The following is a 25803-nucleotide window of genomic DNA, read 5'->3' as shown; positions in this document are numbered from 1 at the left end:
ACCATGACCACAGAAACCACGCCGTCGCTGCCTGCCGAAACCACTGTTGCCGCCGCCAGCTACAATCCGTCCGAAAAGCAGAAGGGCGCGAGCAAGACCGCGCGCATCCCGATCAAGATCATCCCGATCGAGCGCCTGCAAAAACCGGACTGGATCCGAGTCAAGGCCGCCTCGCCGTCTTCGCGCTTCTACGAAATCAAGGATATCCTGCGCGCCAACAGCCTGGTCACGGTGTGCGAAGAAGCTAGCTGCCCGAATATCGGCGAATGTTTTGGCAAAGGCACGGCCACCTTCATGATCATGGGCGACAAGTGCACCCGCCGCTGCCCGTTCTGCGATGTCGGCCACGGCCGGCCCGATCCGCTTGACGTCAACGAGCCGGAAAACCTGGCCAAGACCATCGCTGCGCTGAAACTCAATTACGTCGTGATCACCAGCGTCGACCGCGACGACCTGCGCGACGGCGGCGCCGGCCATTTTGCCGAGTGCATCCGCCACGTGCGCGCACTGTCGCCGAACACTCGCATCGAAATCCTGGTGCCGGATTTCCGCGGCCGCATGGACCGCGCGCTGGAAATCCTCAACCTGGCGCCGCCTGACGTCATGAACCACAACCTGGAAACCGCGCCGCGCCTGTACAAGGAAGCGCGGCCAGGTTCGGACTACGAATATTCGCTGAACCTGCTGAAACGTTTCAAGGCCCTGCATCCGAACACGCCGACCAAATCCGGCATCATGGTCGGCCTCGGCGAAACCGATGAAGAAGTGCTGCAAGTGATGCGCGACATGCGCGCCCACGATGTCGACATGCTGACCATCGGCCAGTACCTGATGCCGAGCGGGAACCACCTGCCGGTGCGGCGCTATGTCCATCCTGACGTGTTCAAGATGTATGAAGAGGAAGCCTACAAGATGGGCTTTGCCCATGCCGCGGTAGGCGCCATGGTGCGCAGTTCCTACCATGCCGACCAGCAGGCGCATGACGCCGGCATGGCAGTCAACGGCCAGTAATGAAGAAACCGGCTTGCCCTTGGAGGGCAAGCCGGCCTGATCAGAGATTGATCATCTCCAGTTCCTTTGCGCCATAGCGTGCGCCGACGATTTTTTCGTCCGGCAGCGCAGCGCGGATGGCAGCCAGTTCGTCGCTCCGCAGCACGATATCGGCCGCTGCCACATTCTCTTCCAGATGCTTGATTTGCCTTACCCCGGGGATAGGCATGATCTGCTCGCCTTGCGCCAGCAGCCAGGCCAGCGCCAGCTGCGCCGGGGTGCAGCCGCGGCGGTCGGCCAGCGTCGCCAGTGCATCGAGCAGGACACGATTGCTCTGCATCGCCTGATCCTGGAAGCGCGGCAGCGTGCGGCGGTAGTCGTCGGCCGCCAATCCCTGCGTGCTGTTGAGTTTGCCGGTCAGGAAACCGCGGCCCAGCGGACTGTACGGCACAAAACCCACACTCAGTTCCGCGCAAGCCGGCAGCACTTCACGCTCCTGGTCGCGGCTCCACAGGGAATATTCAGACTGCACCGCGGCAATCGGATGCACCGCGTGGGCGCGCCGCAAGGTAGTGGCGGAGACTTCCGACAAGCCCAGGTGGCGCACCTTCCCGGCGCGCACCAGGTCGGCCATGGCGCCTACCGTGTCCTCGATCGCCACTTGCGGATCGACCCGGTGCTGGTACAGCAGATCGATGGTTTCCACTCCCAGCCGCTTGAGCGAATCCTCGACGACGCTTCGCACATGTTCCGGCCGGCTATCGACGCCGGTCATGCGCGCCACGCCTTCGCCATGCGGCGAAATCTTGAAACCGAACTTGGTGGCGATGGTGATTTGTCCGCGCACAGCCTTGAGCGCACGTCCGACCAGTTCTTCGTTGGTATACGGGCCGTAGACTTCGGCGGTATCGAAATGGGTGACGCCCAGTTCGACGGCGCGCTGCAGCGTGCGGATGGACTGCGCTTCGTCGGCGCCGCCGTAGCCGAAACTCATGCCCATGCAGCCGAGGCCGAGTGCGGAAACTTGCAGGCCGTTGCGGCCTAATGTGCGGGTCTTCATTGGAATGGCTCCTTTGTCAGTGATCGTGGGAACAGTATCCCTCGCATCATTACCATTGATAAGCCATGTTATATTCAATGAAATACTGAACAAAATTCATGAATGAACAAACCTGACCTCAGTGAACTGGACGCTTTCGCCTGCGTCGCCCGCCACCGCAGCTTCAAGAAGGCAGCGCTGGAATGCGGCGTCTCGGCATCGGCCCTGAGCCATGCCATGCGCACCCTGGAAACCCGGCTCGATGTGCGGCTGCTGAATCGCACTACGCGCAGCGTGACGCCGACGGAAGCCGGCGAGCAGCTGCTGCAGCGCCTGGGACCGGCGCTGCGCGAGATCAGCGATGCGCTGGACCAGATCAACGACTTTCGCGATGTGCCGCGCGGAACCCTGCGCCTGAACGTGCCGCGGCCGGCGGCGCGGCTGTTGCTGGCGCCGCTGTTTGCGCGTTTCCTGGCGGCTTATCCGCAGATCCGGCTGGAAGTGGTGACCGACGACGGCCTGGTCGATATCGTCGCCGGCGGTTTCGACGCCGGCATCCGTTTTGGCGAGAGACTGGCGCAGGACATGATCGCTGTGCCGCTGGGGCCGCCAGTGCGCTTGATCGTGGTGGCTTCGCCCATGTATGCAGCGCGCCGCGGCCTGCCGCAGCAGCCGCAGGACCTGAAGCAGCATGCCTGCATCGGCCGCCGTTTTCCGAGCGGCGCGGTGTATGCATGGGAGTTCAGCCAGGGCGGCGCATCGCTGGCTGTCGCGGTTGACGGCCCGCTGCTGCTGGACGACGATGACCTGATACTGCGCGCGGCGCTCGACGGCATTGGCCTTGCCTATGTCTATGAAGCACAGGCGCAGGAATCGATAGAGCAGGGCCGTTTGCTGCGCGTGCTGGATGCCTGGTGCCCGCCGATGTCGGGGTTTTTCCTCTATTATCCGAGCCGGCGCCAGATGCCGGTCAGCTTGCGCTTATTCATCGCCATGCTGCGCGAGAGCGGATATCAATGAGCGGGCATCAGCGAATCAGATATTTCCATGAGGTAAGTTTCGCGGTATTCTTGGCTGCGCCCGGCATCGATTGTCAATCCATTGGAGGTGGTCATGATTCGCATCCGTCTGTTACCGCTGCTTGCAGTCGCTTGCTTCAGCATGCCCGTTGCGGCAATCGCCCAGCAGCAGGCGTTCACCAGCAAGAACGTCAACCTGCGCGCCGGACCGGCGCGCGACTATCCGCTGGTGGCCCAGCTGCGGCCCGGCACCCCGGTAACGGTAGCCGGCTGCATCAACGGCTATAGCTGGTGCGATGTGTCGCTGCCAGACGGCAACCGCGGCTGGGTGTATGCGCAGAACCTGAACTATCCCTACCAGGGCAGCCAGGTGCCCCTGATCACATACGGCAGCGCCATCGGACTGCCGATCATCGCTTTCACCATCGGCACCTACTGGGGACAGAATTATCGCGGGCGTCCTTGGTACGGGCAGCAGTCGCACTGGGCGCATCGCCCGATCCGGCCGCGGCCGCCGATAGTCGTGCGGCCGCCGCCAAGGCCAAAGCCGCCCGGTGTATTTCCGCAACGACCGCATCGGCCAGGAGTGGGAAATGGCAATCGTCCGCCGGTAGGCGGCGCCAGGCCGCCAGGTAACGGAGTCCGGCCGCCAGGCGCCAAGCCTCCGGGCGCTGGCGGACGACCGACGCAGGGCAGCAACCGGCCGGGCCAAAACAGGCCGCAGCCACGTTGACTAGTACGGCGATGGATGCAAGTTTGTCGCTCCGGCCGATTTATTTTCCGCGCCGCATCTGCGCCAGCGTCGCCAGCTGCGCCGTGGCTTCCGCCAGTTCGGCCTGCGCCATGGCATAGTCGATATTCGAAGCCAGGTTTTGCAGGCGTTCCTCGGCTTGCTGCCTGGCCGCGGTGGCTTTGGCTTCGTCGAGGTCTTTGCCGCGGATCGCGGTGTCGGCCAGGATGGTGACCGAGTGCGGCTGGATTTCGGCATAGCCGCCGGCGACATAAATATAATCGTCTTCGCCGCTCACGCGCTTGATATGGACCGCGCCTGGCTTCAGGCGGGTCAGCAGCGGCGTGTGGCCGGGCAGGATGCCGAGCGAACCGGCGATGCCCGGCAAAGTGACCAATCCGGCGCTGCCGGCGTATAACTCGCCTTCCGGGCTAACGACCACGACTTGAGTTTCCGACATACGGTTTCCTGTGGCAAGGCTGCATCATCAGGGCGTGTCTCATCACCCCGTTAAACCAATGATACAAGATCGCCCGCCGGGCATCAGGAAATTAACCGAATCGACAGGGGCTGCAATCAATGCAGCTGGCCGCCGCCTTCGGCTACATCCTGCTGCAAGGTCATGGCGCTTTGCAGCGCGATGCGCAAACCTTCGACCAGCGTCTCCAGCGCCAGGCTGGGCTGGCCGGGATGGCGCGCTGCCTGCGACGGGATGTACGGGATATGGATGAAACCGCCGCGCGCCTTGGAAGCGTGCGCCGCCAGCTGGTGCATCAAGCCGTAAAACACGTGGTTGCAGACGAAGGTGCCTGCGGTTTGCGAAACCTCCGCCGGGACGCCGGCGGCGCGCATCGCCTTGACCATGCCCTTGATCGGCAGCGTCGAAAAATACGCTGCCGGGCCATCGCTGTAGATAGCCTGGTCGATGGGCTGGCAACCGGCGTTGTCGGCAATCCGGGCGTCGTCGACATTGATCGCTACCCGTTCCAGCGATATCTGGCTGCGCCCGCCGGCCTGGCCGACGCAGATCACCAGGGCCGGCTTGAGTTCTTTCATCAGCTGGTCCAGCACCTGCAACGCCTTGCCGAACACGCAGGGCAACTGGCGCGCCGCGACGTGTGCGCCGGCGCATGGCCAGCCGTCCAGGGCGCGCACCGCCTCCCACGACGGATTGAGCGGCTCCTGTTCGAACGGTTCAAAACCGGTGAGCAAAATAGTGGGCTGGGTCATGATCTGCCTTAGTACACTGTTTCCATCGCCAGCATGGCAAACGTCGCCAGCCAGTGTTCGCCGGCATATTCGCCGCTGACGACATGTGGCAGCCCGGCTTCAATGTGGCGGCGCGCTGCCGCGGTCAACGTGGCGGCGGCCGGATCGTTTTCCGGCAGGCGCCGGGCAATCCGCTTCATGCACCAGGCGCGGCTCAGGTTCAAGCCGTTCAGGTGGGCGATCTTGGGATCGCTATGGTCGCTGACGTCAGCCGGATTCATCAGGCGGTCGATATCGGCCAGCTTCGGCAGGTACTGGGCGAACCAGTCGACGAATACATCGGCCTCCAGCACATCTGCCATCAGCAAGGCTTCAGTCAGCGCCGCCGACAGGAATTCATCGCCGCCCGGTTCGTAATGCGCCGGATAATTGCTGTCGCCCATGAAGTAGCGGCAGGAGGCGGTGACGATGGCGCTGTCCAGTTCCGCATCGTTGCGATGGCGCGCGAAATCGAGTATCAGTTTCAAGGCGAACGCGCTGTTGTAATGGGTGCCGACGCGGATCGCATAACCGAGCTTGGCAAAATAGCTGAACACGCGGCTGCGTATTTCCGCCACCAGCGGTTCCATCGTGGCCAGCCAGGCCTTGGCCTTGGGATGCTGCCAGGTTTCCAGTTCCTGCGCCAGCGCCATGATCCAGGCCCAGCCGTAGGGACGTTCGAAAGAGACCCGCCCAGGTGTCTGGAAATACGCCAGTTCCTGCTGCATGTTGGCGGCGCTGAAGTGGTCGTCGAACATCTGCGCGATCTCGTCCTGCTGCGGCAGCGCCGGATACAGCCGGGCGCAGCGCGCCAGCAGCCAGTAGCCGTGCACCGCCGAGTGCCAGTCGTAGCAGCCGTAGAACACCGGATGCAGGGCGCGCGGGGTTTGCGCATCCTGCGCATCGTTCAGTACGTGCATGATGTGGTTGGGATATTCGTGGCGCAGCGAGCGCAAGGGCAGGCGCACGAAGGCCGAAACCTGGTCAAGAGTCAGATGCATGGTTGCTCCTTAGCGGAATACGAGGAAATACATCAGCAGTATATTGGCTGCCAATAATGTCAGTGCGGTCGGGATCTGGGTCTTGATCACCAGGTATTTATCCTTCAGCTCCAGCAGCGCCGCCGGCACGATGTTGTAGTTGGCGCCCATCGGCGTCATCAGGGTGCCGCAGTAACCGGCCAGCATGCCGATGGTGACCAGCGGCGCCGGATCGGCATGGTGGCCGACGATCAGGAACGGCAGCGCGATGCCGGCGGTAAGCACCGGGAAGGCGGCGAAGGCATTGCCCATGATCATGGTGAACAAGGCCATGCCGACGCAGTAGATCACCACCAGCATGAAGCGGCTGTCGGGATTGACGAACAGGCTGACCACGTCCTGCACCGATTTGCCGGTATGGGCGGCGACGAACACGCCGCCCAGCATCGCCAGCATCTGCGGCAGGACAGAAGCCCAGCCGATGGCGTCGAGCAGGCGGCGCGATTCGCGCACCGCATGCAGCGGCGTGCCGCCGGTCAGTTTCCAGCCGGCCAGGATCGCGCAGATGCAGCCCACGCACAGCGCTGCCAGCGTCAGCTGTTTCTGGTCAAGCAGGTAGAGGCCGCCGATGGAAACGCCTTTCAGCAAGACGGTGCACAGCACGGTGACGATCGGGATCAGTACCGCCGGCAGGAAAATCCAGTTGCCGATCTGGTTGGCCGACGCCTGGCGCTGTTCGGCGCTGCGCTGTTTGTAAGTACCGATCGACAGCAGGCCGCAGCCGGCGATCAGTGAAATCAGGATCACGACGACGCCGATGATGCGATACGCCAGCGGTTTGCCGAGCGAAGCAACCAGCAGGTCGCTGAACAGGAATACCGTGCCGAACAGGAACCAGAACAGGGCCGTGGTCAGGCGTTTCGGATTGCCCTTGTCGCGCAAGGTCATGCCGACCAGCAGCATCAGGATGACGCCGATCAGGTAATAGATCTCGTTGATGGTGATGAGGGCGCTCATGCGGTCACCTCTTGTCCTTGGGTTTTTTTCCAGGCGGCGATGTCGCGCGCGATGCTGGCGTCCAGCCGCGCCAGGCGGAACATGTGGATGACCAGGGCAGCGATGGCGGTAGGAATCGCCCACAGGCCGAGATGCAGCGGCTCGATGCCGAGGATGCCGTTTTCCTTGAGGAAGGCGTCCATCAGCAGCACCGCGCCGAAGGCGATGAAAATGTCTTCGCCGAAGAAGACGGCGACGTTGTCGCAAGCGGCGGAATGCGCGCGCAGCTTGTCGCGGATATGCAGCGGCAGTTCGCCGTAACGCGCGGTAGCGGCGCCTTCAACCATCGGCGCCAGCAGCGGCCGCACGGTTTGCGCCTGGCCGCCGATATAGGTCAGGCCGAGTGCGCCCAGGCCCTGGCGCAACACAAAGTACAACATCAGGATGCGCGCCGAGGTAGCGGCCGCCATGCTGGAAATCCAGTCTTGCGCGCGTTCTTTCAGCCCGTAGCTTTCAAGCAGGCCGATCACCGGCAGGATCAGCACATACACCGCCAGCGAACGGCTGTTGATGAATTTCTCGCCGAAGGTTTCCAGCAAGGTGCCGATATCCATGCCGACCGACAGGCCGGTCGCCAGCCCTGCCACGGTGACGACCAGCAAGGGATTGAATTTCAATGCAAAACCAGCCACCACTATCGGTATGCCGATCAGCGGCAATAATTCTGTTACGGTCATTGCTATCTCCTAATGTTGAGACGGTCGTTGCTGCGCCGCCGATTCTGTTGACGTCCTGGTGTTATTGCTTCCTAGTGAACTGTAACAGCCAATTCAGAAGTGCTTGTCACGTACCCGACCCGCATGGCGGCGTTGCAAATGCTCGCAATAGTCTCGCTATTGCTCCGCTTTGCGCCTTGCCCTGCGCGCCGGATACGCGCCCTTCACTCCCGAATCGGCTGCTACAGTCCACTAGCCCAGCAGGGGAAACAAGGTGTCGGCAGCGGCTATCCGCGGCGCACGGATGGCGATGCCTTGCTGTTTCAGTTCGGCATGGATGCGGCGCGCAAATTCCAGCGCATGTGCACCGTCGCCGTGCAGGCAAACCGTGTCCGCCTTGACCGCGGCCCAGCTGCCGTCGATTGCATGGACCTTGCCTTCACGGATCATATGCATGGTTTGTGCCAGAGCCTGCTCCTCGTCTTCGATCAGGGCGCCGGGCGTGCCGCGCTTGACCAGGCTGCCGTCGGCCATGTAGCCGCGGTCGGCGAACACTTCTTCCACGGCGTGCAGGCCGGCGCGCTGGGCGGCGGCGATCAGCTCGCTGCCGCCCAGGCCGAACAAGGCCAGGCCCGGATCGACATCGCGGATGGCGGCGACGATGGTGTCGGCCAGCCGGGCGTCGCGCGCCGCCATGTTGTACAGCGCGCCGTGCGGCTTGACATGCGCCAGCTGGGCGCCGTGCGCACCGGCGATCGCCGCCAGCGCACCGATCTGGTACTGGACGCCGCTATAGATTTCGTTGGCCGGCAGCTGCATTTCGGTGCGGCCAAAATTGTCGCGGTCGGGAAAGCTCGGATGGGCGCCGATGGCGACCCCTTGCGCTACCGCCCAGGCTACGCATTGCTGCATCATCAGGGCGCTGCCGGCATGCCAGCCGCAAGCGATGTTGGCCGAGCTGACCAGTGCCAGCAGAGCCTCGTCGCTACCGTTGCTTTGTTCACCGAGGTCGGCGTTGAGATCTACCTGCTTGTGTTCTTTCTTGGGCATCGCTTGCTCCTATTTGGCCGGACGCAACCAGTGCATCGCGGTTTCGATCTGTTGCAGATACGAGGCATCCCGGCGCAATTCTTCGCGCGCCTGGGCTGCGTCGCATTCGACAAACTGTATGGTGCGGTTGAAGCGCAGCTGGGCCAGCCGGGCCAGGTCGGCGCTGATCACGACACCGATTTTCGGATAACCGCCGGTGGTTTGCGCATCCGCCATCAGCACGATAGGCTGGCCGGCGGGCGGCACCTGGATGACGCCCGGCAGCACGCCGTGGGACAGCAGGTCGCTGCCTTTCTTGATCTTCAGTTCCGGCCCGCTCAGGCGAAAGCCCATGCGGTTGCTTTGCGGCGTCAAGGTCCAGTTGCTGTTCCAGAAGGTTTTTTGCGTGGCTTGCGTGAACAGCTCATATTCGGGGCCGGGTATCACGCGGATCGCCAGCGTTTCGGCATCGTCTTCGTACCAGGAGGGCGGGCGTATGCCGAAAGACGCCGCGCCATGCAGCGCTGCGGTTGGGTCATCCGGCGCGCCGGCAGTCAGGCTGTCGCCTTCCTTCAGCGCGCAGCCGCCATGGCCGCCAAAACCCGCCTGCAGGTCAGTAGCGCGCGAACCGAGCTGAGGGGCGGCATCGATGCCGCCGGCGATCGCCAGGTAGGCGCGCATGCCATGCCGGGCGGCGTTCAGCCTCAGGATCTGTCCGGCCCGTACCCGCACGCTCCACCATGACGGTAGCGGCTTGTGGTCCAGCGTCGCCGCGAAATCGGCGCCGCCCAGGGCGATGCGGCCGTCGGCGGTGAATGCCAGCTCACAGGGGCCGAGTGTGAATTCTATGGCGGCGGCGTCGCTCGGATTGCCGACCAGCAGGTTGGCTATGGCCAGTGCGGTGCGATCGAGCGCCCCCGACTGGCAGATGCCGAGATGGCGGAAACCGCTGCGGCCCATGTCCTGAATCGAGTTGATGCGCCCGGCGCGCAAGATCTTGATCATGCGATCACCTCGCTGGCGACGAAGCGCACGCGGTCGCCCGGCTGCAGCAGGGTAGGGGGATTGGCGGCGGGATCGAACAGGCGCAGCGCGCTATGGCCGATCAGCTGCCAGCCGCCGGGCGAGGCCGCCGGGTAAATCCCGGTCTGGCTGCCGCCGATGCCGACCGAACCGGCCGGCACTACCAGTCGGGGTTGGCTGCGGCGTGGCGTGGCCAGTTGCGGATCGAGTCCGCCCAGGTAAGGAAAGCCGGGCTGGAAGCCGATGAAGTAGACGATGTATTCAGCCGCCGTATGGCGCTTGACGATCTCGGCCGGCGACAAGCCGGTGTGGCGCGCGACTTCTTCCAGGTCGGGACCGCTGGCGCCGCCGTAGGTGACTGGAATCTCGATCTTGCGTCCGGTTTTCTGGCTGACGGAAGCGGCATCCCAGGCGTTCTGGAGCTTGTCCGCCAGCTGCTCGGCATCGGCCGCCAGCGGGTCGAACAGGATAGTCAGGTTATTCATGCCCGGCACCACGTCGCGCACATGCGGCCAATGCGCTGCCTTGGCGGCGATGGCCCACAAGCGCTGCTGGCAGTCCAGGGTAGCGCTGGCCCCCGTGTTCAGTATCAGGGCGCTTTCGCCAAGAGCTTGTATGACGGCTTGGGTCATTGCGGCTGGTTTCCTTCGGCAGAATGGTCGGCAATTGCGGCGCAGAACGTAGCTGCCGCAAGGCGGTGCACGGCTCTGTTCTCTAACTGCTGGGACAACACGTTGAATTGCAAAGAAAAATGGCGGGACAGGTCAGCAGCCGTCGCAGCGTGCCGAATTAGTCTACCCCCAAAACGAGCTTACTCTTTGTTAACCAGAGCTTAAGCAAAGGGCAATATCGTCCATCAAAAATAAAATGTCAATAATTTGTATGTAAATAGTTTATGTTGTTGCTGAAATACAGACAGTCTGGCGTTTCGCACAGGTAGTTGTATGATTGATTTTTCTTGGTGTTTTGTAGGAAATGTATGAACGTCGCTCCACCTAAAATCCTGTCATCCGCCCACCTGGCTTCGGAAAGCAGCGTTGAGCTGTCGGAGCTGGAATATGCATTGATCATTGCCGGCAATGCGTTCAACCGCTGGATGGCGCGCTGCATGTCGGCGGCCGGCGTGAAGGACATGACGCCGGTCGAAGTTTCCTTGCTGCACCATGTTTGTCACCGCGAACGCAAAAAGAGCCTGGCCGACATCTGTTTTGTGCTGAATATCGAGGACACGCATATTGCCAGTTACGCGCTGAAGAAACTGGTGAAAGCCGGTTACATACAAAGCGAAAAAGTCGGCAAGGAAGCGTATTTTTCGGCCACCGCCGGCGGTTATGCGCTTTGCCTCAAATACCGGGAGATGCGTGAGGAGTGCCTGATCACCGTGCTGTCAGATACCGGTTTGTCGAACCAGGCGCTGGGCGATACCGCCAAATTGCTGCGCACTGCCTCTGGCCTGTATGACACGGCTTCGCGCGCGGCGACGTCGAGGTAAGTCTGCGGGGTAAGCCTGATAAAACAGGCAGGCATGAAAAAAGGCGCTTGATGCGCCTTTTTTTATGCTGCTGCGAGCGCCTTGTCGAGCAAGGCGTGCAACTCGTCAAACTTGGGCGCGCCCACGTAGCGCTTGATGATATTGCCCTGCTTGTCGATCACGAAGGTGGTCGGCGTCAGCTTGACGTCGCCGAAGGAGTCGGCCAGCTTGCTTTGCGTATCCAGGGCGACCTGGAACGGCAGGCCGCGGGTTTGCACAAAATTCATGACGTAGTTAGGCGGGTCGTAGCTCATCGCCACGGCGACATAGTCGAGGCCCTTGTCCTTGTACATATTGTAGGTCTGCACCATTTGCGGCATCTCGGCGACGCAGGTGGTGCAGCTGGTGGCCCAGAAATTCACCATCACCACCTTGCCGCGCAAGCTCTTCAGCGATACCTGCTCGCCCTTGATATTGATGAACGAGACATCCGGCGCCGCATGGGTATTCGACATCGACAGGTAACCGGCCAGCGCCAGCGCAACCACTGCGGCGGCGCCTGCAACCTTGATCCAGAGCCGTTTGCCGGCGGTATTTTCAGCTTGAGCTTGCATGACGGAATCCAATACGGGCAATACCCGAGAGCACCCATTATAACTACCTGCGGGCAGCTCTGCCGAAAGCTCGGAAATTGACAATTAACTATCGAATTGCCAGGGATAAGCGTGGTAAGTAGCGGCCACCGCCGGCGGTATCGGCGCTTCGATGCCGGCGCAGATTGCGCGCAGGATGTCGGCGCTGGCGATCTGCAATGGCGCGCCGTCGTCGGCTACCGCCAGCAGGGCCTTGACTAGCTGCGGTTTGGCCAGCGGCGCCAGCTGGTTGGCATGGTCCAGCGCCAGCCTTACCCGCGGAAAGCCGAGGCTGGCGCCGTTGCAGTAGTGCTGGGCGGCGAGATTGAGTTCGGGACAGACATGCGCGCCGCGCAGGAAAGCCGCCAGCCTTGCGCCGACGGCGTCGGCCTGGCTGGCCGGCACCGCCACGTGCGCCACCAGCGACAGCAGCACGGCAATGTCGCCGTCCAGTTCCGACAGCTTGTTGAATTTGACCGGCACCAGGCGTCCGGAGCGCGGTGCCATGCGGCGCGCCAGGATAGTCTGCAGCACGAACTCGGCCAGTGTGATGCGGCTGTCGGCGGCGATCAGCTGATCCATCAGCGCCAGCATGTTGTCGCGTTCAGGCTGCGCCAGCTGGCGCAATGCAGGCGTCGCCAGGTCAACCAGCGGCAGCCGGGCGCTGAGCGGCAGCTGCACGATCGATTCGGCCAGGAAGGTAGTCAGCGCGGCCTGCTGCGGCGCTGCGTTCTTGAGCAGCGCCAGCTGCGCTTCACGTTCCGCGCCTTCGCCCAGCAACAGGGCGTAAACCACCGCGCGCGCCGCGAACGGATCGTGCACCGCGCCGTTGAGCTGGGAGGTCAACGCAGCCTTGCCGCTGCTGTTGCCGAATTCGAGCGACGGCGTCGGCAAGCCGCCGGCTGGCGGCGGGGTTGCCGAGACAGCTGCCGAAACAGTCGCGCCGCCGGCCAGGCCGGCAACCGCAAACGGCAGGTCCGGCAGGCGTTCGACACTGGCGGCATACGGCACCGCCAGTTCAGGCGCTTCCAGCGGCGACATGCTGCGGCCGTAGATTCGTTTCAAGCGTTCCGCCAACGGCGGGTGGGTGGCGAACCAGCCGTCCAGCAAATTCGGACGGGCGCTGCCGAGGAACAGGTGCGACAGCTGCTCGGCATTCGGATGATTGATCTGCGAGCCGATTTTCTTGCCGTCGGTGAGACCGCCGATCTTGCGCAAGGCGCCGCCTATGCCCTCGGGATTGCGGGTGAACTGGACGGCGCTGGCGTCGGCCAGGAATTCGCGCTGGCGCGATACCGCGGATTTGATCAGGCGGCCGAAGAAGATGCCGATATAACCGACCACGAACAGCACCAGGCCGGCCAGGAACAGCACCAGCTGCCAAGGCGGGCCCTTGTCGTCGCGACCGCCCCAGTAGCGGCCGACATTCATCAGCTGCTGCCCGAAGCCGGCGATCATCTGGATGCCGAACAGGACGCCGATCAGGTGGATGTTCAAGCGCATGTCGCCGTTCAGGATATGGCTGAACTCGTGGCCGACTACGCCCTGCAGTTCATCGCGGGTGAGCCGGTTCAAGGTGCCGCGCGTGACCGCGACCACCGCTTCATTCTGGTTGTAGCCGGCAGCGAAGGCGTTGATTGCGTCTTCCTGCTCCAGCAGGTAGACCTTGGGGCAGGCGATGCCGGACGCCAGAGCCATTTCTTCCACCACGTTCAACAGCCGCCGCTCCTGCAGATCGCCGCTGGCGGGCGAAACGATGCGGCCGCCGGCCATCAGCGCCACGGCATCGCCGCCGTCGCGCAGGTTGAAAGTCTGGATCAGCGTGCCGCCGCCTATCAGCAGCAGCGTGACGAGGGTGTTGACTTCGAAGAAGCCTTTCGGATACTGACGCAGCACGCCATGGTGGCTGCCGAACTTGAACGTCCATAACAGCGCCATCGCCAGGTTGACGGCGACTACGATGGCGATCACCGCCAGCACGAACAGGAACACCAGTTTCCTGGTTTCCTGGCGCGCCTGGTGCTGCTGTTCGAAGAAAGTCATGCGCGCTGCTTCTGCCAGGCTCGGGTGCCGGGCTTAGAACGTCACCTTGACCGCTTTGCGTTCTTCAGGCGCTTCGGTGGCCTGCAGCAGCTCCGCCGGCTTGAAGGCAAACATGTTGGCGAAGATCGAGCCGGGGAACTGTTCGATCGCGGTGTTGTATTCCATCACGCTGTCGTTGTACGCCTGGCGCGAAAAGCCGATCTTGTTTTCGGTGCCGGTCAGCTCTTCCGTCAGCTGCATCATGTTCTGGTTGGCTTTCAGGTCCGGATAGGCTTCCGACAAGGCAAACAGCTTGCCGAGGCTGGCGCTGAGCGCGCCTTCGCTGGCAGCCATCTGCTGCACGGCGGCCGCATCGGTGGCGTTGCCGCCGACCTTGGCATTGGCGCTGACCGCCTGGTTGCGCGCCGCGATCACCGCTTCCAGCGTTTCGCGTTCATGCTTCATGTAGCCCTTGGCGGTTTCCACCAGGTTCGGGATCAGGTCGTAACGGCGCTTGAGCTGCACGTCGATCTGGGCGAATGCGTTCTTGAAGCGGTTGCGGAAGCTCACCAGGCGGTTATAGATACCGACCGCCCAAAACACGATGACGAGCACAATTACCAGAAGAATGATGAAGCCGATCATGGTTTTCCCCAAAAAAAAGCCGCCGGACAATTTGTCCAGCGGCAACGTTATATGACAAGAAGCGGAAAAGCAAGCCGGTTTCTGTTCCGGCTTATTGCCGGCAACCTCAAGGCAAGCCGGATTACTTGGCGTTTTCCTTGCCGCTTTCCCTTGGCGCCGACGACATCTGCGTCAATTCTTCTTCGGTGATGTAGTCGAATACCTTGACAACTTTTTGCACGCCGCTGACGCCGGCGGCGATTTCGGCGGCACGTTTGCCTTCACGTTCGGTCACGCGGCCCATCAGGTAGACATTGCCGCGTTCGGTCACGACCTTGATCGAATTGCCGAACACGTCTTTGGCATCCACCAGGGAGGCGATGACCTTGCTGGTGATGAAGGTATCGTTGGAACGCGCCGAGAAGCTCGACGGTGCGCCGACCGCCAGTTCATTGGCAACCGCATGCACGTTTTCAATCGATTGCGCTTCGCGCTCGGCCGCTGCCTTGGCTGCATCGTCGCGTACTTCGCCGGTCAGCAGCACCTTGCGGTTGTAGCTGGTGGCGTTGACGTGGCCGTCCTGGCCGATCACGCCGGGAATCCGCGTTTCAGCCTTGACCATGATGGCCTTGTCCTCGGTCTGCGCGCCCAGGGTGCGGCGATCCGTCGCGGCGAAACCGCCGGCGACAGCGCCGCCCAGCGCCAGCGCCACGCAACCTTGCAAAGCCACCACCACCGTGCCGCACAAAGCGATGGCAGCCAACGGACGTTGCCAATTGCTCCAACCTGGGTTTTGCCGCGGGTTTGGCCGATCAATCATTCGCATCTCCTCCAAATAAAGCGACATCGATGCCGTCGCATAAGCAGTGAATCGTTAGCAGATGGACTTCCTGGATGCGCGCGGTACGGTCATGCGGCACACAGATATGCACATCTGCTTCAGTCAGTTTCTTGCCGATGGCACCGCCGCCTTTGCCGGTCAGGGCGATGACGCGCATGTCGCGTTCCAGCGCGACATCGATGGCAGCCAGCACATTGGCGGAATTGCCCGATGTCGAGAACGCCAGCAGCACATCGCCTGCTTGTCCAAACGCCTGCACCTGCTTGGAAAAGATTTCGTTATAGCTGTAATCGTTGCCGACCGCCGTGATGATCGAAGTATCGGTAGTCAGCGCCAGCGCCGGCAGCGGCAGCCGCTCCCGTTCAAAGCGCCCCACCAGCTCCGCCGCAAAATGCTGGCAGTCGGCGGCAGAACCGCCGTTGCCGCAAGCAAGAATCTTGTTGCCATTGGACAGCGCGGAGAACATAAGTTCAACCGCGCTGGCAATCGGACCCGCCAGGACTTCGGCTGCGCGGGCTTTCAGTTCAGCGCTTTCATTGAAGTGCGCCAGGATGCGTTGATTTATCATGATGTCGGTATTCTGTGTGAAATGCTGGGGTTTGTGGTCCGCGCCCCGGACGGTACCGGCAGGATAATTTCCTGCTCAATATGCTTGCCTTGGTTATCGTGGCCTGATTATAGCGGTCGTTGCCCCGCCCGGGAGCTAAGTTTCGAATGCCTGCCTGATCCATTCGACGGCGTCGCCTTCGATGGCGACAACATCGAAGCGGCAGGCCGGCGGCTGGGAGTAGCGCTGCAGGAAAAACTGGGCGGCGATGATGAGCTTGGCCTGTTTGCTGTGCGTGACGCTGGCTGCGGCGCCGCCGTAGCGCCTGTTGCTGCGCTGCCTGACTTCGACAAAAACCAGCAGCTCGGAAGCCGGCTCATGCAGGATCAGGTCGATTTCGCCGCCCTTGCAGCGGAAATTCCGTTCGACCAGCTGTAGCCCGCGTTGCTGCAGGTAGTTGAGCGCCCGATCTTCCGCCAACTGGCCGCCGATCTGGCGCGGCGAGCGTGTTCCCAGGAGTTTCATCCGGGCGCCGCAGCCGTGTCAGGGCGCGCCGAGCGGCGTGACGACGCCGTTCTGGTAGGCTGCGGCCGGCTCTATCCGTTCAAAGCTGGGCATGCCTACGCCAAAACTGATGTTCAGCTGGCCGGTCACGCCGTCGATCTGGAATACGGTATTGCGCGCGGCGATTTCATGGGCGATGCGGAAGGCGTCGATGCCCAGGGCGTACAGGCGCTCCAGGTCGGCGTTGCCGCGCTGGTCGGCAGCCAGCGGCCGGTGCGGATACACCATCACGGCCGGATGATCGGCTTCCACCTGCCAGGGGATATCCAGCAAGCGCACACCGTTCAGCTCAGGGATCTGGTGTTCCGGATTATTGTCGTTGAGGGTCAGCGGATTGAGCTGGGAGATGCCGAAGATCGGTGTTTCCTGGCCCACCGCGGTGCGGATCTGGCGCGCCTGGTCGGCATTGAGGGCGGCAAACAGCAAGCGCGGTTTTTCGCTTTCGATCCGTTGCTGCAGCTGCCCCAGAGCGCCGGCATTGAACACGCCGTCTTCGAGGTTCAAGGTCATGACGTCGGCGTGCAGTCCGCTGCCCTGGATCTGCTGCACGAACGCATTGGCGACCCGTTTTTGCCAGGCGGTGCCGGTGCTCAGCACGAACACCTTGCCCGGCGCATAGTCGGCGCCGACCCAGCTCGCGACCTGGCGCGCTTCAGCCTCGATCGACAAGCCGACAGGCAGCAGCTGCGGCGGCAGGGTCATTTCCTTGCCGTTGGAAAAATCCGGCTGGGTCAAGGCAAGCGTAGGCTTGTCCACCTGGCCGTTCTGGATGATGGCGGTGAGGCCGGTGCGTGACAGCGGGCCGACCAGGATATCGTATTTTTTGCTGGCAGCGAGGTAGGCGGCCAGCATGTCGCCAGGCGTATCGGCCGCTTCGATCACGGTCACCGCCAGGCCGTTCTTGTCGCGCTCGTAGGCATTCAGGAAGCCGCCGCGCACGGCGTCGGCGGCCGCGCCCAGCGGGCCGGAGCGCAGCGGCAGCAGCAAGGCGATGCTGGCCAGCGGAATGGTGTCGGCGCCGCCATCGGGGCCGGCGGATCCGGCCAAGGTTGTGTTTGCCAGCGCAGGCGGGCACAATCCGTTCAACAGGATACCCGCCAGTAGCGTCAGTGCCAGCTTGGCCCATTTATATAACATTCATAACTCCCCATGACTCATCAATCTGCCAGCAGCCTCGTCAACCCAGCGATTTTGGATGAGGTGGCGCAGCAAGCGTATCCCGCGTCGACATTATATGTGCTGGCCACACCGATCGGAAATGTCTGCGATATCAGCCTGCGCGCCTTGCATGTATTGTCCATGGTCGACGCCGTGGCATGCGAGGACACCAGGAATACTGCCCATTTGCTGGGACGCTATGGTTTGTCCAAGACCCTGCTGGCGGCGCACGAGCATAACGAACGTGAAGTCGCGGAAAAGATTGTCGCGCGCCTGCAAGCCGGCGAACGCATCGCGCTGGTGTCCGACGCCGGCACGCCGGCGGTCTCCGATCCCGGCGCCCGCATCGTCGACGCCGTGCTGCGCGCCGGCTTGCGCGCCTTACCCTTGCCGGGACCGTCGGCGGCAGTCACCGCGCTGTCGGTCAGCGGCCTGGTCAATGACCAGTTCCAGTTCGTCGGCTTCCTGCCGAGCAAGGCCAGGCAGCGCGAGATCGTGCTGGCCGGCTTGGCTGGCGCAAGCGCAACCCTGGTGCTGTACGAAGCGCCGCACCGGATCGTGGAAACCGTCGACGCCTTGCTGCAGGCCTTCGGTCCGGCGCGCCAGGTGGTGCTGGCGCGCGAGCTGACCAAGTTGTTCGAGAGCGTGCACCGTTGTCCCTTGGGCGAAGCGCCGGCCTGGCTGGCGGCCGACGGCAACCGGCAGAAGGGCGAATTCGTGCTGCTGATCGAAGCCGCGCCTGTCGCAGTCGACGACAGCGCGGAGGGCGAGCGGATTTTACGGATTCTGCTGTCGGAATTGTCAGTCAAGCAAGCTTCATCGCTGGCGGCGCAAATTACGGGGCAAAAGAAAAACGCCCTGTATGAACGGGCGCTGGCGTTGAAAGACGCCGAGTAAGGCTGCTGTGATAGTCTTTTGTCATCAATCAATGTAGTCCCGATTCGTTAAACTTGAGTGTGATAAGCACAAATCGATGAGCGTGGGGATGTATTTTAGCAACGCCGGCGACATTGCAAACTGGTTCCGGCCCCGGGGTTGAGAGTAAAATCCGGCTCCTTGTGCATTGCCGCAAAAAGTTTCAAGCAAATATCAAATTGAAGTAAGCGGGCCGTGTCTTGCTATATCTGTGCAGGCTTGCCCTTACCAATAAGAGAGAGAACATGAGTAATACACAAACCAGCAACAGCGCCGGATTCAAGTCATCCCGTTTCCACATCATCACGCTGGCTGCACTGGGCATTGTGTTTGGCGATATCGGCACCAGCCCGCTGTATGCGCTGAAAGAATGTTTCAGCGCGGAGCATGGCATCCCGTTCACGCCTGATGGCGTGCTGGGCATCATCTCGATGCTGTTCTGGGCCATCACCATCGTGGTCTCGCTGAAATACGTACTGTTCGTGATGCGCGCCGACAATAACGGCGAGGGCGGCGTGCTGGCCTTGATGGCGCTATCGCTGCGCACCGCAAAAAACGGCTCTGGCCGCGCCAAGTTGCTGATGATGCTGGGCGTATTCGGGGCATGCATGTTCTACGGCGACGTCGTGATCACGCCGGCCATCTCGGTGCTGTCGGCGGTGGAGGGGCTGGAAATCGCCACGCCGGGGCTGAGCCGCTATGTGGTGCCGCTGGCGCTGGTGATCCTGATCGCCCTGTTCCTGATCCAGAAACATGGCACCACGGTGGTCGGCAAACTGTTCGGGCCGGTGATGTTCGTCTGGTTCCTGTCGCTGGGCCTGCTGGGCATCTATAACGTGATCAAGGCGCCTGAAATCCTGGCAGCGATCAATCCTTATTACGCCTTTGTCTTCATGCAGCAACACGCGCTGCAAGCGTTCGTCGTGCTGGGCTCGGTGGTGCTGGTGCTGACCGGCGCCGAAGCGCTGTATGCCGACATGGGACACTTCGGCATCCGGCCTATCCGTTTTGCCTGGCTGTTTACTGTCATGCCTTGCCTGATGCTGAATTATTTCGGCCAGGGCGCGAACCTGCTGACCAATCCCAGCGCGGTCCAGAATCCGTTTTACCTGATGGTGCCGGACGCTTTGCTGTTGCCGATGGTGATCCTGGCGACCGCCGCCACCGTGATCGCATCGCAGGCAGTGATTTCCGGCGCGTTCTCGCTTACCAGCCAGGCCATCTTGCTGGGTTTCGTGCCGCGCATGCGCATCCTCCACACTTCGGAAGACGAACGCGGCCAGATCTATGTGCCGGTGATTAATTGGATGCTGCTGATACTGGTGGTGGCAGTGGTGCTGGCGTTCAAGAAATCCGACAACCTGGCCGCTGCCTACGGCGTCGCGGTGACCACCACCATGCTGATCACGACAGTGCTGGCGGCAGTCGTCATGCGCACCGTCTGGAAGTGGAATCCATTTCTGGTGGCGCTGGTCATCAGCGCCTTTTTCATCGTTGACTTCGCCTTCTTTGCCGCCAACCTGCTGAAGATCGTCGACGGCGGCTGGTTCCCGCTGCTGCTCGGCGGCTTTGCCTTCTTCCTGCTGATGACCTGGTACTCCGGCCGCATGCTGCTGCGCGAGCGTAGCAAGGATGAAGGCATTCCGCTGGAACCGTTCGTCGAAGGCCTGCTGGCCCATCCGCCGCACCGGGTGGAGGGCACTGCGGTATTCATGACCGGCAACGTGGGCACCGTGCCGGTGGCGCTGCTGCACAACCTGAAGCACAACCGCATCCTGCACAAGCGCGTGTTCTTCCTCAAGATCAGCATCTGGGATGTGCCTTTCGTCGACGACGACAAGCGCCTGACCTTGAAGGAGCTGGGCAGCGACGTGTACATCCTGCGCACCGCCTTCGGCTTCAAGGAAACGCCCGACGTGCATACCGTGATGGCCCTGGCCAGCAGCCAGTTCGGCCTGGAATTCGACGTGATGGATACTTCCTTCTTCCTGGCGCGCGACACTGTGATCCCGAGCAAGATTCCGGGCATGCAGCTATGGCGTGAAAAACTTTTCGCCTGGATGTACCAGAATGCCGCCAAGCCGTCGGACTTTTTCCATATCCCGGTGAACCGGGTGGTCGAGCTGGGCACTAAAGTCGAAATTTGAATTGCGCGAATCCCCGCTAGCGGCCGGCGCTCCGGCTGGCGGGATTCAGTGTGTACCGAGATCCGCCTGGCAGCGCCACAACTGATGGCCGGAAGCCAGGTACTTGCTCTCGAACGGAGTGATAGGCTGTTGCGGCAGATACGCTTCGCAGCCAACCTCCTCGCCGCTCAGCTGGCCCAGGGCGCTGGCGCATTCCTCTACATAGATCCGCCAGTTGCTGCGGCATTCCAGGATTCCCCCCAGCGCGACGATATCCGGAAACACCGGATGGCCATGCCAGCGGCGGCTCAGCTGGCCGATCTTCGGCCACGGATTGGGGTACAGCAGATAGTGCCGTACCGGGAAAATCCGTGCGGCCAGCAGCAGGCGCCAGTAATCCACCAGGTCGGCGCGAATCCGCACGAAATTTTGCGGCAGCGGCGCCGCGCCTGGCCACAAGGTATTGCGGCCAACCCGGTCTGCCGACTGGTCGATCCCGATCACGAAATGATCGGGATACTGTGCCGCCAGGTGCATGGTCGACAGGCCGACGCCGCAACCCGCATCGAGGATCAGAGGCAAGCTGCCGGCTGCGCGCCAGGCGGCCATGCTGTCGTCGAAGGCACGCTGGTTGTAAACGCTGACCGGTTTTTGAAAAACGTGCGCCGCATGTTTGGCGACGGTGGCTGCAAGCTGGTCATGGACGCCGCTCTGGGCACTGTGGATCGGGCTGGAATTGGCGTACATGAGGGTAGGACTTCCGTAAAATTGCCCCAGCGGCGTTACTCCTCCTAGCCGTAGGCAGTACTGTCTTCGTCGTCAGGGGTTGGCAAGCTCGTTGCTGGGGCAGTTTTACGGAAGTCCTGGGAGGTTAGGTGAAAGCGAAACTGCGGCGACACCGAAGCCGTCCCAGTCTTCCCGATGGAGCCGACAGCGTCGGCAACCGCAGGTTGACTGAAACGAGGTGGATCGGAAAGGAGCTTACTGCAAGGTTACGGGCTGACTCATCATCGAGTCATAATTGCCTAAAAAGGCATCGATATCTTCGATGCTCGGCTCGGTCGCAATCAGGTCTTCGACCCCTTTACGGAAAAACTCAGCCAAGGCACCAGCAATGAAAATCTCACGCTTGAATGATTTATCGACGATTTCATAGCCGCCGAAGCGCAAGGCTTCGCGTTGTTCATCGGCACCAAATTCGACGACGCTGTATTGGTCACTGTTATAAATCAGGTTCATATGCGCTCCCGGTAGTTAAGACAGAAGGTAATGATCGAGTAAGCAGTTTTCAAGCCAGCAAATGAAAATATTATTTTTTAACTCCTTTTCCGAGAGACATGTTTCTAATGAGACATATTTATCAGGCGAAGAACCAATCGTTTCATTTATATACTACGCCGGCGCTCCTGTTTGTCACGAACTAAATGTTGATCAACGCTATGCATTTCTCCTAACAGCCATCCAAAATCACCAGATTCCATTGCACTGCAGTCTCGAATTGCAGTTACCGGGGCTCGCCGGCGATGTTGCAGATCCGCTACTCGGCCCATTCGAACATGATGTGCTGATGCGATCCCTGTTTAATTGTCACATCCCGAGACTTGCTCTTGCCGTCCTTGATCGCTTCAAGCCGGTAACGGCCTGCCGGCAGCTGCGCCAGCAGGAAAGGCCCTTTCGATACGGTATCCAGGACTGCGTTGTGGCTGGCGTCGCTGATCTTCACCTGCACATCAGAAGTAAATTCGGCGCGAGGCGAGGCGTTGACGACAAACTCAAGTTCCAGCGAATAATTTTTTGCCGCCTGCTGTATGGCGGTCGATTCGTCTTGTCCGATACCGCCGGACAAGTAAGTGACGGCGCCGCTGGTGACCGGTTGCAGCCGGCCCGGCACGACATCGGCGGCAAAGGCGAGATTGGCCGCCAGCAATACGGATACGGCAAAAAGAGAGCGCGTGTTCATGGTGCTTCCTCCAAAAATGCATCTCCCGGCATGGGTGATGGCGGAATGAGGAAAAGAAGAGGGCGCGACGGTGAAGAGATGGATCTGGCGCGCCTACGGAAACCATCTTAGCGGCCGCAAATTAAAATCAGCTTAAACCGGATAGCTATCTGCGTATTCAGCTGTAGTAATAGGGTTTGCTTGGCACGCTGTCCTTGTCCGCCCTTTTTTGTTCGTCCAGGTTGACGTCGCGATCCCAGAATATGTGCCAGCCCTTGCTTTGCTCATCGATCACTTCGGGGTGCTCTTCGAGAAACTTGTCCAGGAACTGCGTGATTTCCGCAACATAACCATCATGACCGGCCTTGTAGGTTTTCGGTTTGGTAAACATATGACCTCCAATCCTGATGATTTTTGGACTTCCAGCCGCGCCTTGAGTTTCCTGCGCCTGTTTTTAATGGCGCAGGCACGCAGCTGCAGCGCTGCGGGAAATTGCCTGGGAGCACAGAAATATTGCAAATGAGAACTAAAAATATAGATCGTTCTACTCACATGTTGTAATATTTCCTCGCATCAACATTGCAATCTTGACCATCGCTACAGCTGCTCAATGATAGGCTGCACCCGTTAACGTCAGAAAACCTCATTTGTCAAAATGTCATTCGGATAATTGATGTGGTGTGGAGACGTTGCTACTTTTCACTGGAGATGGCTCGTGGACAACATTAAAAGAGGGGCTGGCAAGCGCCAGCAAATTGTGGACAAGGCGACCGAGTTGTTTTCCGCGCATGGTTTTCATCCGGTCGGTGTGGATCGGATCATTGACGAATCCAACGTGGCGAGAATGACCATGTATCGCCATTTCGCCGGAAAAAACGACTTGATCGGGGAGGTCCTGGGGCAGCGCTTCACATTCATCGTCGACAGCATCTCTCAGCAGCTGGCGCCGATGGAAGACGCTGACGCCCGGATCAAAGGCATTTTTGACTGGTACGGAGCCTGGTTTCGCAGTCCTGAATTCGCGGGTTGCTTGTTCGAGCGGGCGCTTGCCGAATTCGGCACTGCCTATCCCGGGGTATCGGAAGTAGCAATCGGCTACAGGGTGAAATTGTTCGGATGGTTTGAAGAATTACTGTTGGAAATAGTGCCAGACAAGACCGCAAAACAGTTGGCCGGCGTGTTTGTGATGCTGCTCGACGGCGCCACGATCGACGCTCGCGCGTTCAATGATCCGTCGGCAGCGGAACGCGCCTGGGAGGCCGCGGAACTGCTGTTGAACCAGGCGAAGAACGCAGCGCGATGAATGCCGCGGGATGGTTTTGCAAATTGACTCTTGAGATCCCAAAAAAAGAAGAGGTCCCGGAAGTTAAATTTTCGTGCGGTGAGGAATTATCGCCAGCAAACGGTGGCGGGCGGATTGGGAACCGGCGGCCAGCTTTCTGTCCAGGGCGACGGCGATAGTGGAGCTCCGGCCAGGTAGAAAACAGCAAAGCGTTCATCCAGCCAGTAAATTGCATGGCGCCGCGTTATTTTGCGCAGGCATGAATTCATTTGTCCTGTAGCGCGCGCCGATACTGGATCGCTTCCGCCACATGGGGCGCGCCGATGATATCGGCCGCGGCCAGGTCGGCGATGGTGCGCGCCACTTTCAGCACCCGGTGATAGGCGCGCGCCGACCAGTGCAGATGCGCCATCGCGCCGCTCAACAGTTTTTCGCCGGCGCCGTCGGGCTTGCAGTAACAATCGATTTCGCTGGCCGACAAGCCGTTGTTTTGCTTACCTTGGCGCGTCAGCTGCACGGCATGCACCTGCGCCACCCTGGCCGCTATTGCGGCGGTGGACTCGCCGTCGGCCTGCCCGAGCAACTGTTCGTGAGGCACCGCGGCTACCTGGATCTGCATGTCGATGCGATCGAGCAAGGGCCCCGAGATCTTGTTTTGATAACGCAGGATCTGGTCGGGCGTGCAGCGGCATTGCTTGACCGCATGCCCAAGATAGCCGCAAGGGCAAGGATTCATCGCTGCGATCAGCTGGAATTGCGCGGGGAAATCGGCCTGACGCGCGGCCCGCGAGATCGTGATGTGGCCGGATTCCAGCGGTTCGCGCAATACTTCCAGCACCCGGCGGTCGAACTCCGGCAGTTCGTCGAGGAACAGCACGCCGCGATGCGCCAGGGAAATTTCACCGGGGCGCGGCGGGCTGCCGCCGCCAACCAGCGCCACGCCGGAAGCAGTGTGGTGCGGCGCCCGGTACGGCCTTACCTTCCAGCGTTCACCGGAAAAGCCGCTGGTGAGCGACTGTACTGCCGCCGATTCCAGCGCTTCGCGGTCGCTCATGGGCGGCAAAATCCCGGGGAAACGCGTCGCCAGCATGGATTTTCCGGTGCCTGGAGGGCCCACCAGCAACACGCTATGGCTGCCCGCCGCGGCAACTTCCAGCGCGCGCTTGGCTTGCATCTGTCCTTTGACATCGCAGAAATCGAGGTAGGGAGGGGGCCGCCGCCGCAGCTCTGCCGTATGGCGCAACAACCTGGTTTCTTGCTGCCGGGAAGAAAAATGGGCGCATACCTGCAACAGGGAATCCGCGGGAAAAATGCGGGCATCGCCAACCAGCGCCGCTTCGTCGGCATTGCCGCGCGGCAGGATGAAAGCATGGCGTTCACCGCAATCGGCGGTCATGGCGAAAGTCATTGCCAGTGCGCCGCGTATCGGCCTCAACTCGCCCGACAGCGACAGTTCTCCGGCAAATTCGTATTGATCGAGTTCATCCGACGGCATCTGCCCGGATGCCGCCAGGATGCCGAGCGCGATCGGCAAATCGAAGCGGCCCGATTCTTTCGGCAAATCGGCTGGCGCCAGGTTGACGGTGATGCGGCGTGAGGGAAATTCGAAACGGGCGTTTTGCAGTGCCGCGCGGACCCGGTCCTTGGATTCCTTGACCTCGGTTTCGGGCAGGCCGACGATGGTGAAAGACGGCAAGCCGTTGGCCAGGTGGACTTCAACCGTGACTGCGGGCGCTTGCATGCCTGCCAGCGCCCGGCTTTTTAGCACCGCCAGCGTCACTGGCGCGGTTAGGGAGCCTCGGAAAACCTGCTGCGCGACGCAATCTCAGCACTGCGATGCTCACCGTACTTTCGTACGGCTGCGCTTCTCCTGCTGACCTTGCGCCGCTCGCGACGGTTTTTCGAGCTCCCT

At 61.3% G+C, this 25803-nt stretch carries 28 protein-coding genes; 7 read left to right on the top strand and 21 right to left on the bottom strand.

Features of this window, described 5'->3' with window-relative positions; translation table 11 throughout:
* Nucleotides 1-3 precede the first annotated feature (3 nt).
* Nucleotides 4-1011 (top strand): lipoyl synthase, encoded by a 1008-nt coding sequence (lipA, locus tag CFter6_RS23360; RefSeq protein WP_061541927.1) that lies wholly within the window; start codon nucleotides 4-6, stop codon nucleotides 1009-1011.
* Between the two features lie 40 nt (nucleotides 1012-1051).
* Here the strand turns inward: lipA and CFter6_RS23355 are convergent, their stop codons facing one another.
* Nucleotides 1052-2050 (bottom strand): aldo/keto reductase, encoded by a 999-nt coding sequence (locus CFter6_RS23355; protein WP_061541926.1) that lies wholly within the window; start codon nucleotides 2048-2050, stop codon nucleotides 1052-1054.
* 102 nt (nucleotides 2051-2152) lie between these two features.
* Here CFter6_RS23355 and CFter6_RS23350 point away from each other — a divergent pair, with 102 nt between their 5' ends.
* Nucleotides 2153-3049 carry a LysR family transcriptional regulator gene (locus tag CFter6_RS23350; RefSeq protein ID WP_061541925.1) on the top strand — a complete coding sequence of 299 codons (897 nt, stop codon included), beginning with the start codon at nucleotides 2153-2155 and terminating at the stop codon, nucleotides 3047-3049.
* Nucleotides 3050-3142: 93 nt separating this feature from the next.
* Nucleotides 3143-3781 carry an SH3 domain-containing protein gene (locus CFter6_RS23345; RefSeq protein ID WP_061541924.1) on the top strand — a complete coding sequence of 213 codons (639 nt, stop codon included), beginning with the start codon at nucleotides 3143-3145 and terminating at the stop codon, nucleotides 3779-3781.
* 40 nt (nucleotides 3782-3821) lie between these two features.
* On the opposite strand, the gene CFter6_RS23340 is transcribed toward CFter6_RS23345, so the two are convergent.
* The 8 genes from CFter6_RS23340 to pxpB all read right to left on the bottom strand — a co-directional run bounded on the left by CFter6_RS23340 (nucleotide 3822) and on the right by pxpB (nucleotide 10402).
* Nucleotides 3822-4238 (bottom strand): F0F1 ATP synthase subunit epsilon, encoded by a 417-nt coding sequence (locus CFter6_RS23340; RefSeq protein WP_014008161.1) that lies wholly within the window; start codon nucleotides 4236-4238, stop codon nucleotides 3822-3824.
* Between the two features lie 116 nt (nucleotides 4239-4354).
* The gene (pcp, locus tag CFter6_RS23335; RefSeq protein WP_061541923.1) at nucleotides 4355-5008 is read right to left on the bottom strand and encodes a pyroglutamyl-peptidase I; all 654 of its coding nucleotides are present in this window, start codon (nucleotides 5006-5008) and stop codon (nucleotides 4355-4357) included.
* Nucleotides 5009-5016: 8 nt separating this feature from the next.
* Nucleotides 5017-6027 (bottom strand): DUF2891 domain-containing protein, encoded by a 1011-nt coding sequence (locus CFter6_RS23330; RefSeq protein WP_061541922.1) that lies wholly within the window; start codon nucleotides 6025-6027, stop codon nucleotides 5017-5019.
* 9 nt (nucleotides 6028-6036) lie between these two features.
* On the bottom strand, nucleotides 6037-7023 hold the full coding sequence (locus tag CFter6_RS23325; RefSeq protein ID WP_061541921.1) for a DUF979 domain-containing protein: 987 nt from the start codon (nucleotides 7021-7023) through the stop codon (nucleotides 6037-6039).
* A complete protein-coding gene (locus CFter6_RS23320; protein ID WP_061541920.1) occupies nucleotides 7020-7739 on the bottom strand; it encodes a DUF969 domain-containing protein in 720 nt (239 codons plus the stop codon). The genes CFter6_RS23325 and CFter6_RS23320 overlap by 4 nt, the downstream gene beginning before the upstream one ends.
* A 231-nt stretch (nucleotides 7740-7970) precedes the next feature.
* On the bottom strand, nucleotides 7971-8768 hold the full coding sequence (pxpA, locus tag CFter6_RS23315) for a 5-oxoprolinase subunit PxpA (protein WP_061541919.1): 798 nt from the start codon (nucleotides 8766-8768) through the stop codon (nucleotides 7971-7973).
* 9 nt (nucleotides 8769-8777) lie between these two features.
* Nucleotides 8778-9752 carry a 5-oxoprolinase subunit C family protein gene (locus tag CFter6_RS23310; RefSeq protein ID WP_061541918.1) on the bottom strand — a complete coding sequence of 325 codons (975 nt, stop codon included), beginning with the start codon at nucleotides 9750-9752 and terminating at the stop codon, nucleotides 8778-8780.
* Nucleotides 9749-10402 (bottom strand): 5-oxoprolinase subunit PxpB, encoded by a 654-nt coding sequence (pxpB, locus tag CFter6_RS23305; protein WP_061541917.1) that lies wholly within the window; start codon nucleotides 10400-10402, stop codon nucleotides 9749-9751. The genes CFter6_RS23310 and pxpB overlap by 4 nt, the downstream gene beginning before the upstream one ends.
* 347 nt (nucleotides 10403-10749) lie before the next feature.
* Here pxpB and CFter6_RS23300 point away from each other — a divergent pair, with 347 nt between their 5' ends.
* The gene (locus CFter6_RS23300) at nucleotides 10750-11262 is read left to right on the top strand and encodes a winged helix DNA-binding protein (RefSeq protein ID WP_061541916.1); all 513 of its coding nucleotides are present in this window, start codon (nucleotides 10750-10752) and stop codon (nucleotides 11260-11262) included.
* 62 nt (nucleotides 11263-11324) lie between these two features.
* On the opposite strand, the gene CFter6_RS23295 is transcribed toward CFter6_RS23300, so the two are convergent.
* From CFter6_RS23295 to CFter6_RS23265, 7 genes are all read right to left on the bottom strand, one after another.
* Nucleotides 11325-11855 carry a TlpA disulfide reductase family protein gene (locus CFter6_RS23295; RefSeq protein WP_061541915.1) on the bottom strand — a complete coding sequence of 177 codons (531 nt, stop codon included), beginning with the start codon at nucleotides 11853-11855 and terminating at the stop codon, nucleotides 11325-11327.
* Nucleotides 11856-11939: 84 nt separating this feature from the next.
* Complete coding sequence (locus tag CFter6_RS23290; protein ID WP_061541914.1) at nucleotides 11940-13916, bottom strand: M48 family metallopeptidase; 1977 nt, start codon at nucleotides 13914-13916, stop codon at nucleotides 11940-11942.
* A 33-nt stretch (nucleotides 13917-13949) separates the two neighbouring features.
* Nucleotides 13950-14540 (bottom strand): LemA family protein, encoded by a 591-nt coding sequence (locus CFter6_RS23285; protein WP_061542546.1) that lies wholly within the window; start codon nucleotides 14538-14540, stop codon nucleotides 13950-13952.
* A gap of 121 nt (nucleotides 14541-14661) precedes the next feature.
* Nucleotides 14662-15339 carry a BON domain-containing protein gene (locus CFter6_RS23280; RefSeq protein ID WP_061541913.1) on the bottom strand — a complete coding sequence of 226 codons (678 nt, stop codon included), beginning with the start codon at nucleotides 15337-15339 and terminating at the stop codon, nucleotides 14662-14664.
* Complete coding sequence (locus CFter6_RS23275) at nucleotides 15332-15928, bottom strand: phosphoheptose isomerase (RefSeq protein ID WP_041742665.1); 597 nt, start codon at nucleotides 15926-15928, stop codon at nucleotides 15332-15334. The genes CFter6_RS23280 and CFter6_RS23275 overlap by 8 nt, the downstream gene beginning before the upstream one ends.
* Before the next feature lie 135 nt (nucleotides 15929-16063).
* Nucleotides 16064-16432 carry a YraN family protein gene (locus CFter6_RS23270; RefSeq protein ID WP_061541912.1) on the bottom strand — a complete coding sequence of 123 codons (369 nt, stop codon included), beginning with the start codon at nucleotides 16430-16432 and terminating at the stop codon, nucleotides 16064-16066.
* 18 nt (nucleotides 16433-16450) lie between these two features.
* Complete coding sequence (locus tag CFter6_RS23265) at nucleotides 16451-17608, bottom strand: penicillin-binding protein activator (RefSeq protein WP_061541911.1); 1158 nt, start codon at nucleotides 17606-17608, stop codon at nucleotides 16451-16453.
* 12 nt (nucleotides 17609-17620) lie between these two features.
* Between CFter6_RS23265 and rsmI the strand changes: the two genes are divergently transcribed.
* Both rsmI and CFter6_RS23255 read left to right on the top strand, forming a co-directional pair.
* On the top strand, nucleotides 17621-18526 hold the full coding sequence (gene rsmI, locus CFter6_RS23260) for a 16S rRNA (cytidine(1402)-2'-O)-methyltransferase (protein ID WP_061541910.1): 906 nt from the start codon (nucleotides 17621-17623) through the stop codon (nucleotides 18524-18526).
* Nucleotides 18527-18789: 263 nt separating this feature from the next.
* Complete coding sequence (locus CFter6_RS23255) at nucleotides 18790-20691, top strand: potassium transporter Kup (protein WP_061541909.1); 1902 nt, start codon at nucleotides 18790-18792, stop codon at nucleotides 20689-20691.
* Between the two features lie 45 nt (nucleotides 20692-20736).
* On the opposite strand, the gene trmB is transcribed toward CFter6_RS23255, so the two are convergent.
* The 4 genes from trmB to CFter6_RS23235 all read right to left on the bottom strand — a co-directional run bounded on the left by trmB (nucleotide 20737) and on the right by CFter6_RS23235 (nucleotide 23000).
* Nucleotides 20737-21417, bottom strand: a complete 681-nt coding sequence (gene trmB, locus CFter6_RS23250) for a tRNA (guanine(46)-N(7))-methyltransferase TrmB (protein ID WP_061541908.1) — start codon at nucleotides 21415-21417, stop codon at nucleotides 20737-20739.
* Nucleotides 21418-21651: 234 nt separating this feature from the next.
* Nucleotides 21652-21909, bottom strand: a complete 258-nt coding sequence (locus tag CFter6_RS23245; RefSeq protein WP_014008142.1) for a BTH_I0359 family protein — start codon at nucleotides 21907-21909, stop codon at nucleotides 21652-21654.
* Between the two features lie 298 nt (nucleotides 21910-22207).
* Complete coding sequence (locus tag CFter6_RS23240) at nucleotides 22208-22630, bottom strand: hypothetical protein (protein WP_061541907.1); 423 nt, start codon at nucleotides 22628-22630, stop codon at nucleotides 22208-22210.
* A 157-nt stretch (nucleotides 22631-22787) separates the two neighbouring features.
* Nucleotides 22788-23000: a DUF3460 family protein gene (locus CFter6_RS23235; protein WP_061541906.1), complete on the bottom strand. Its 213-nt coding sequence runs from the start codon at nucleotides 22998-23000 to the stop codon at nucleotides 22788-22790.
* Nucleotides 23001-23324: 324 nt separating this feature from the next.
* Between CFter6_RS23235 and CFter6_RS23230 the strand changes: the two genes are divergently transcribed.
* Nucleotides 23325-23912: a TetR/AcrR family transcriptional regulator gene (locus tag CFter6_RS23230; RefSeq protein ID WP_236904460.1), complete on the top strand. Its 588-nt coding sequence runs from the start codon at nucleotides 23325-23327 to the stop codon at nucleotides 23910-23912.
* Nucleotides 23913-24156: 244 nt separating this feature from the next.
* On the opposite strand, the gene CFter6_RS23225 is transcribed toward CFter6_RS23230, so the two are convergent.
* Entirely contained in the window at nucleotides 24157-25671 is a 1515-nt protein-coding gene (locus CFter6_RS23225; protein ID WP_061541905.1) for a YifB family Mg chelatase-like AAA ATPase, read from the bottom strand.
* Nucleotides 25672-25803 lie beyond the last annotated feature (132 nt).

The organism is Collimonas fungivorans (assembly GCF_001584145.1).
GTDB classification, from domain to species: domain Bacteria; phylum Pseudomonadota; class Gammaproteobacteria; order Burkholderiales; family Burkholderiaceae_D; genus Collimonas; species Collimonas fungivorans.
Note: the sequence above shows the minus strand (reverse complement) of the source record. Positions and strands in the feature narration are given on the sequence as shown.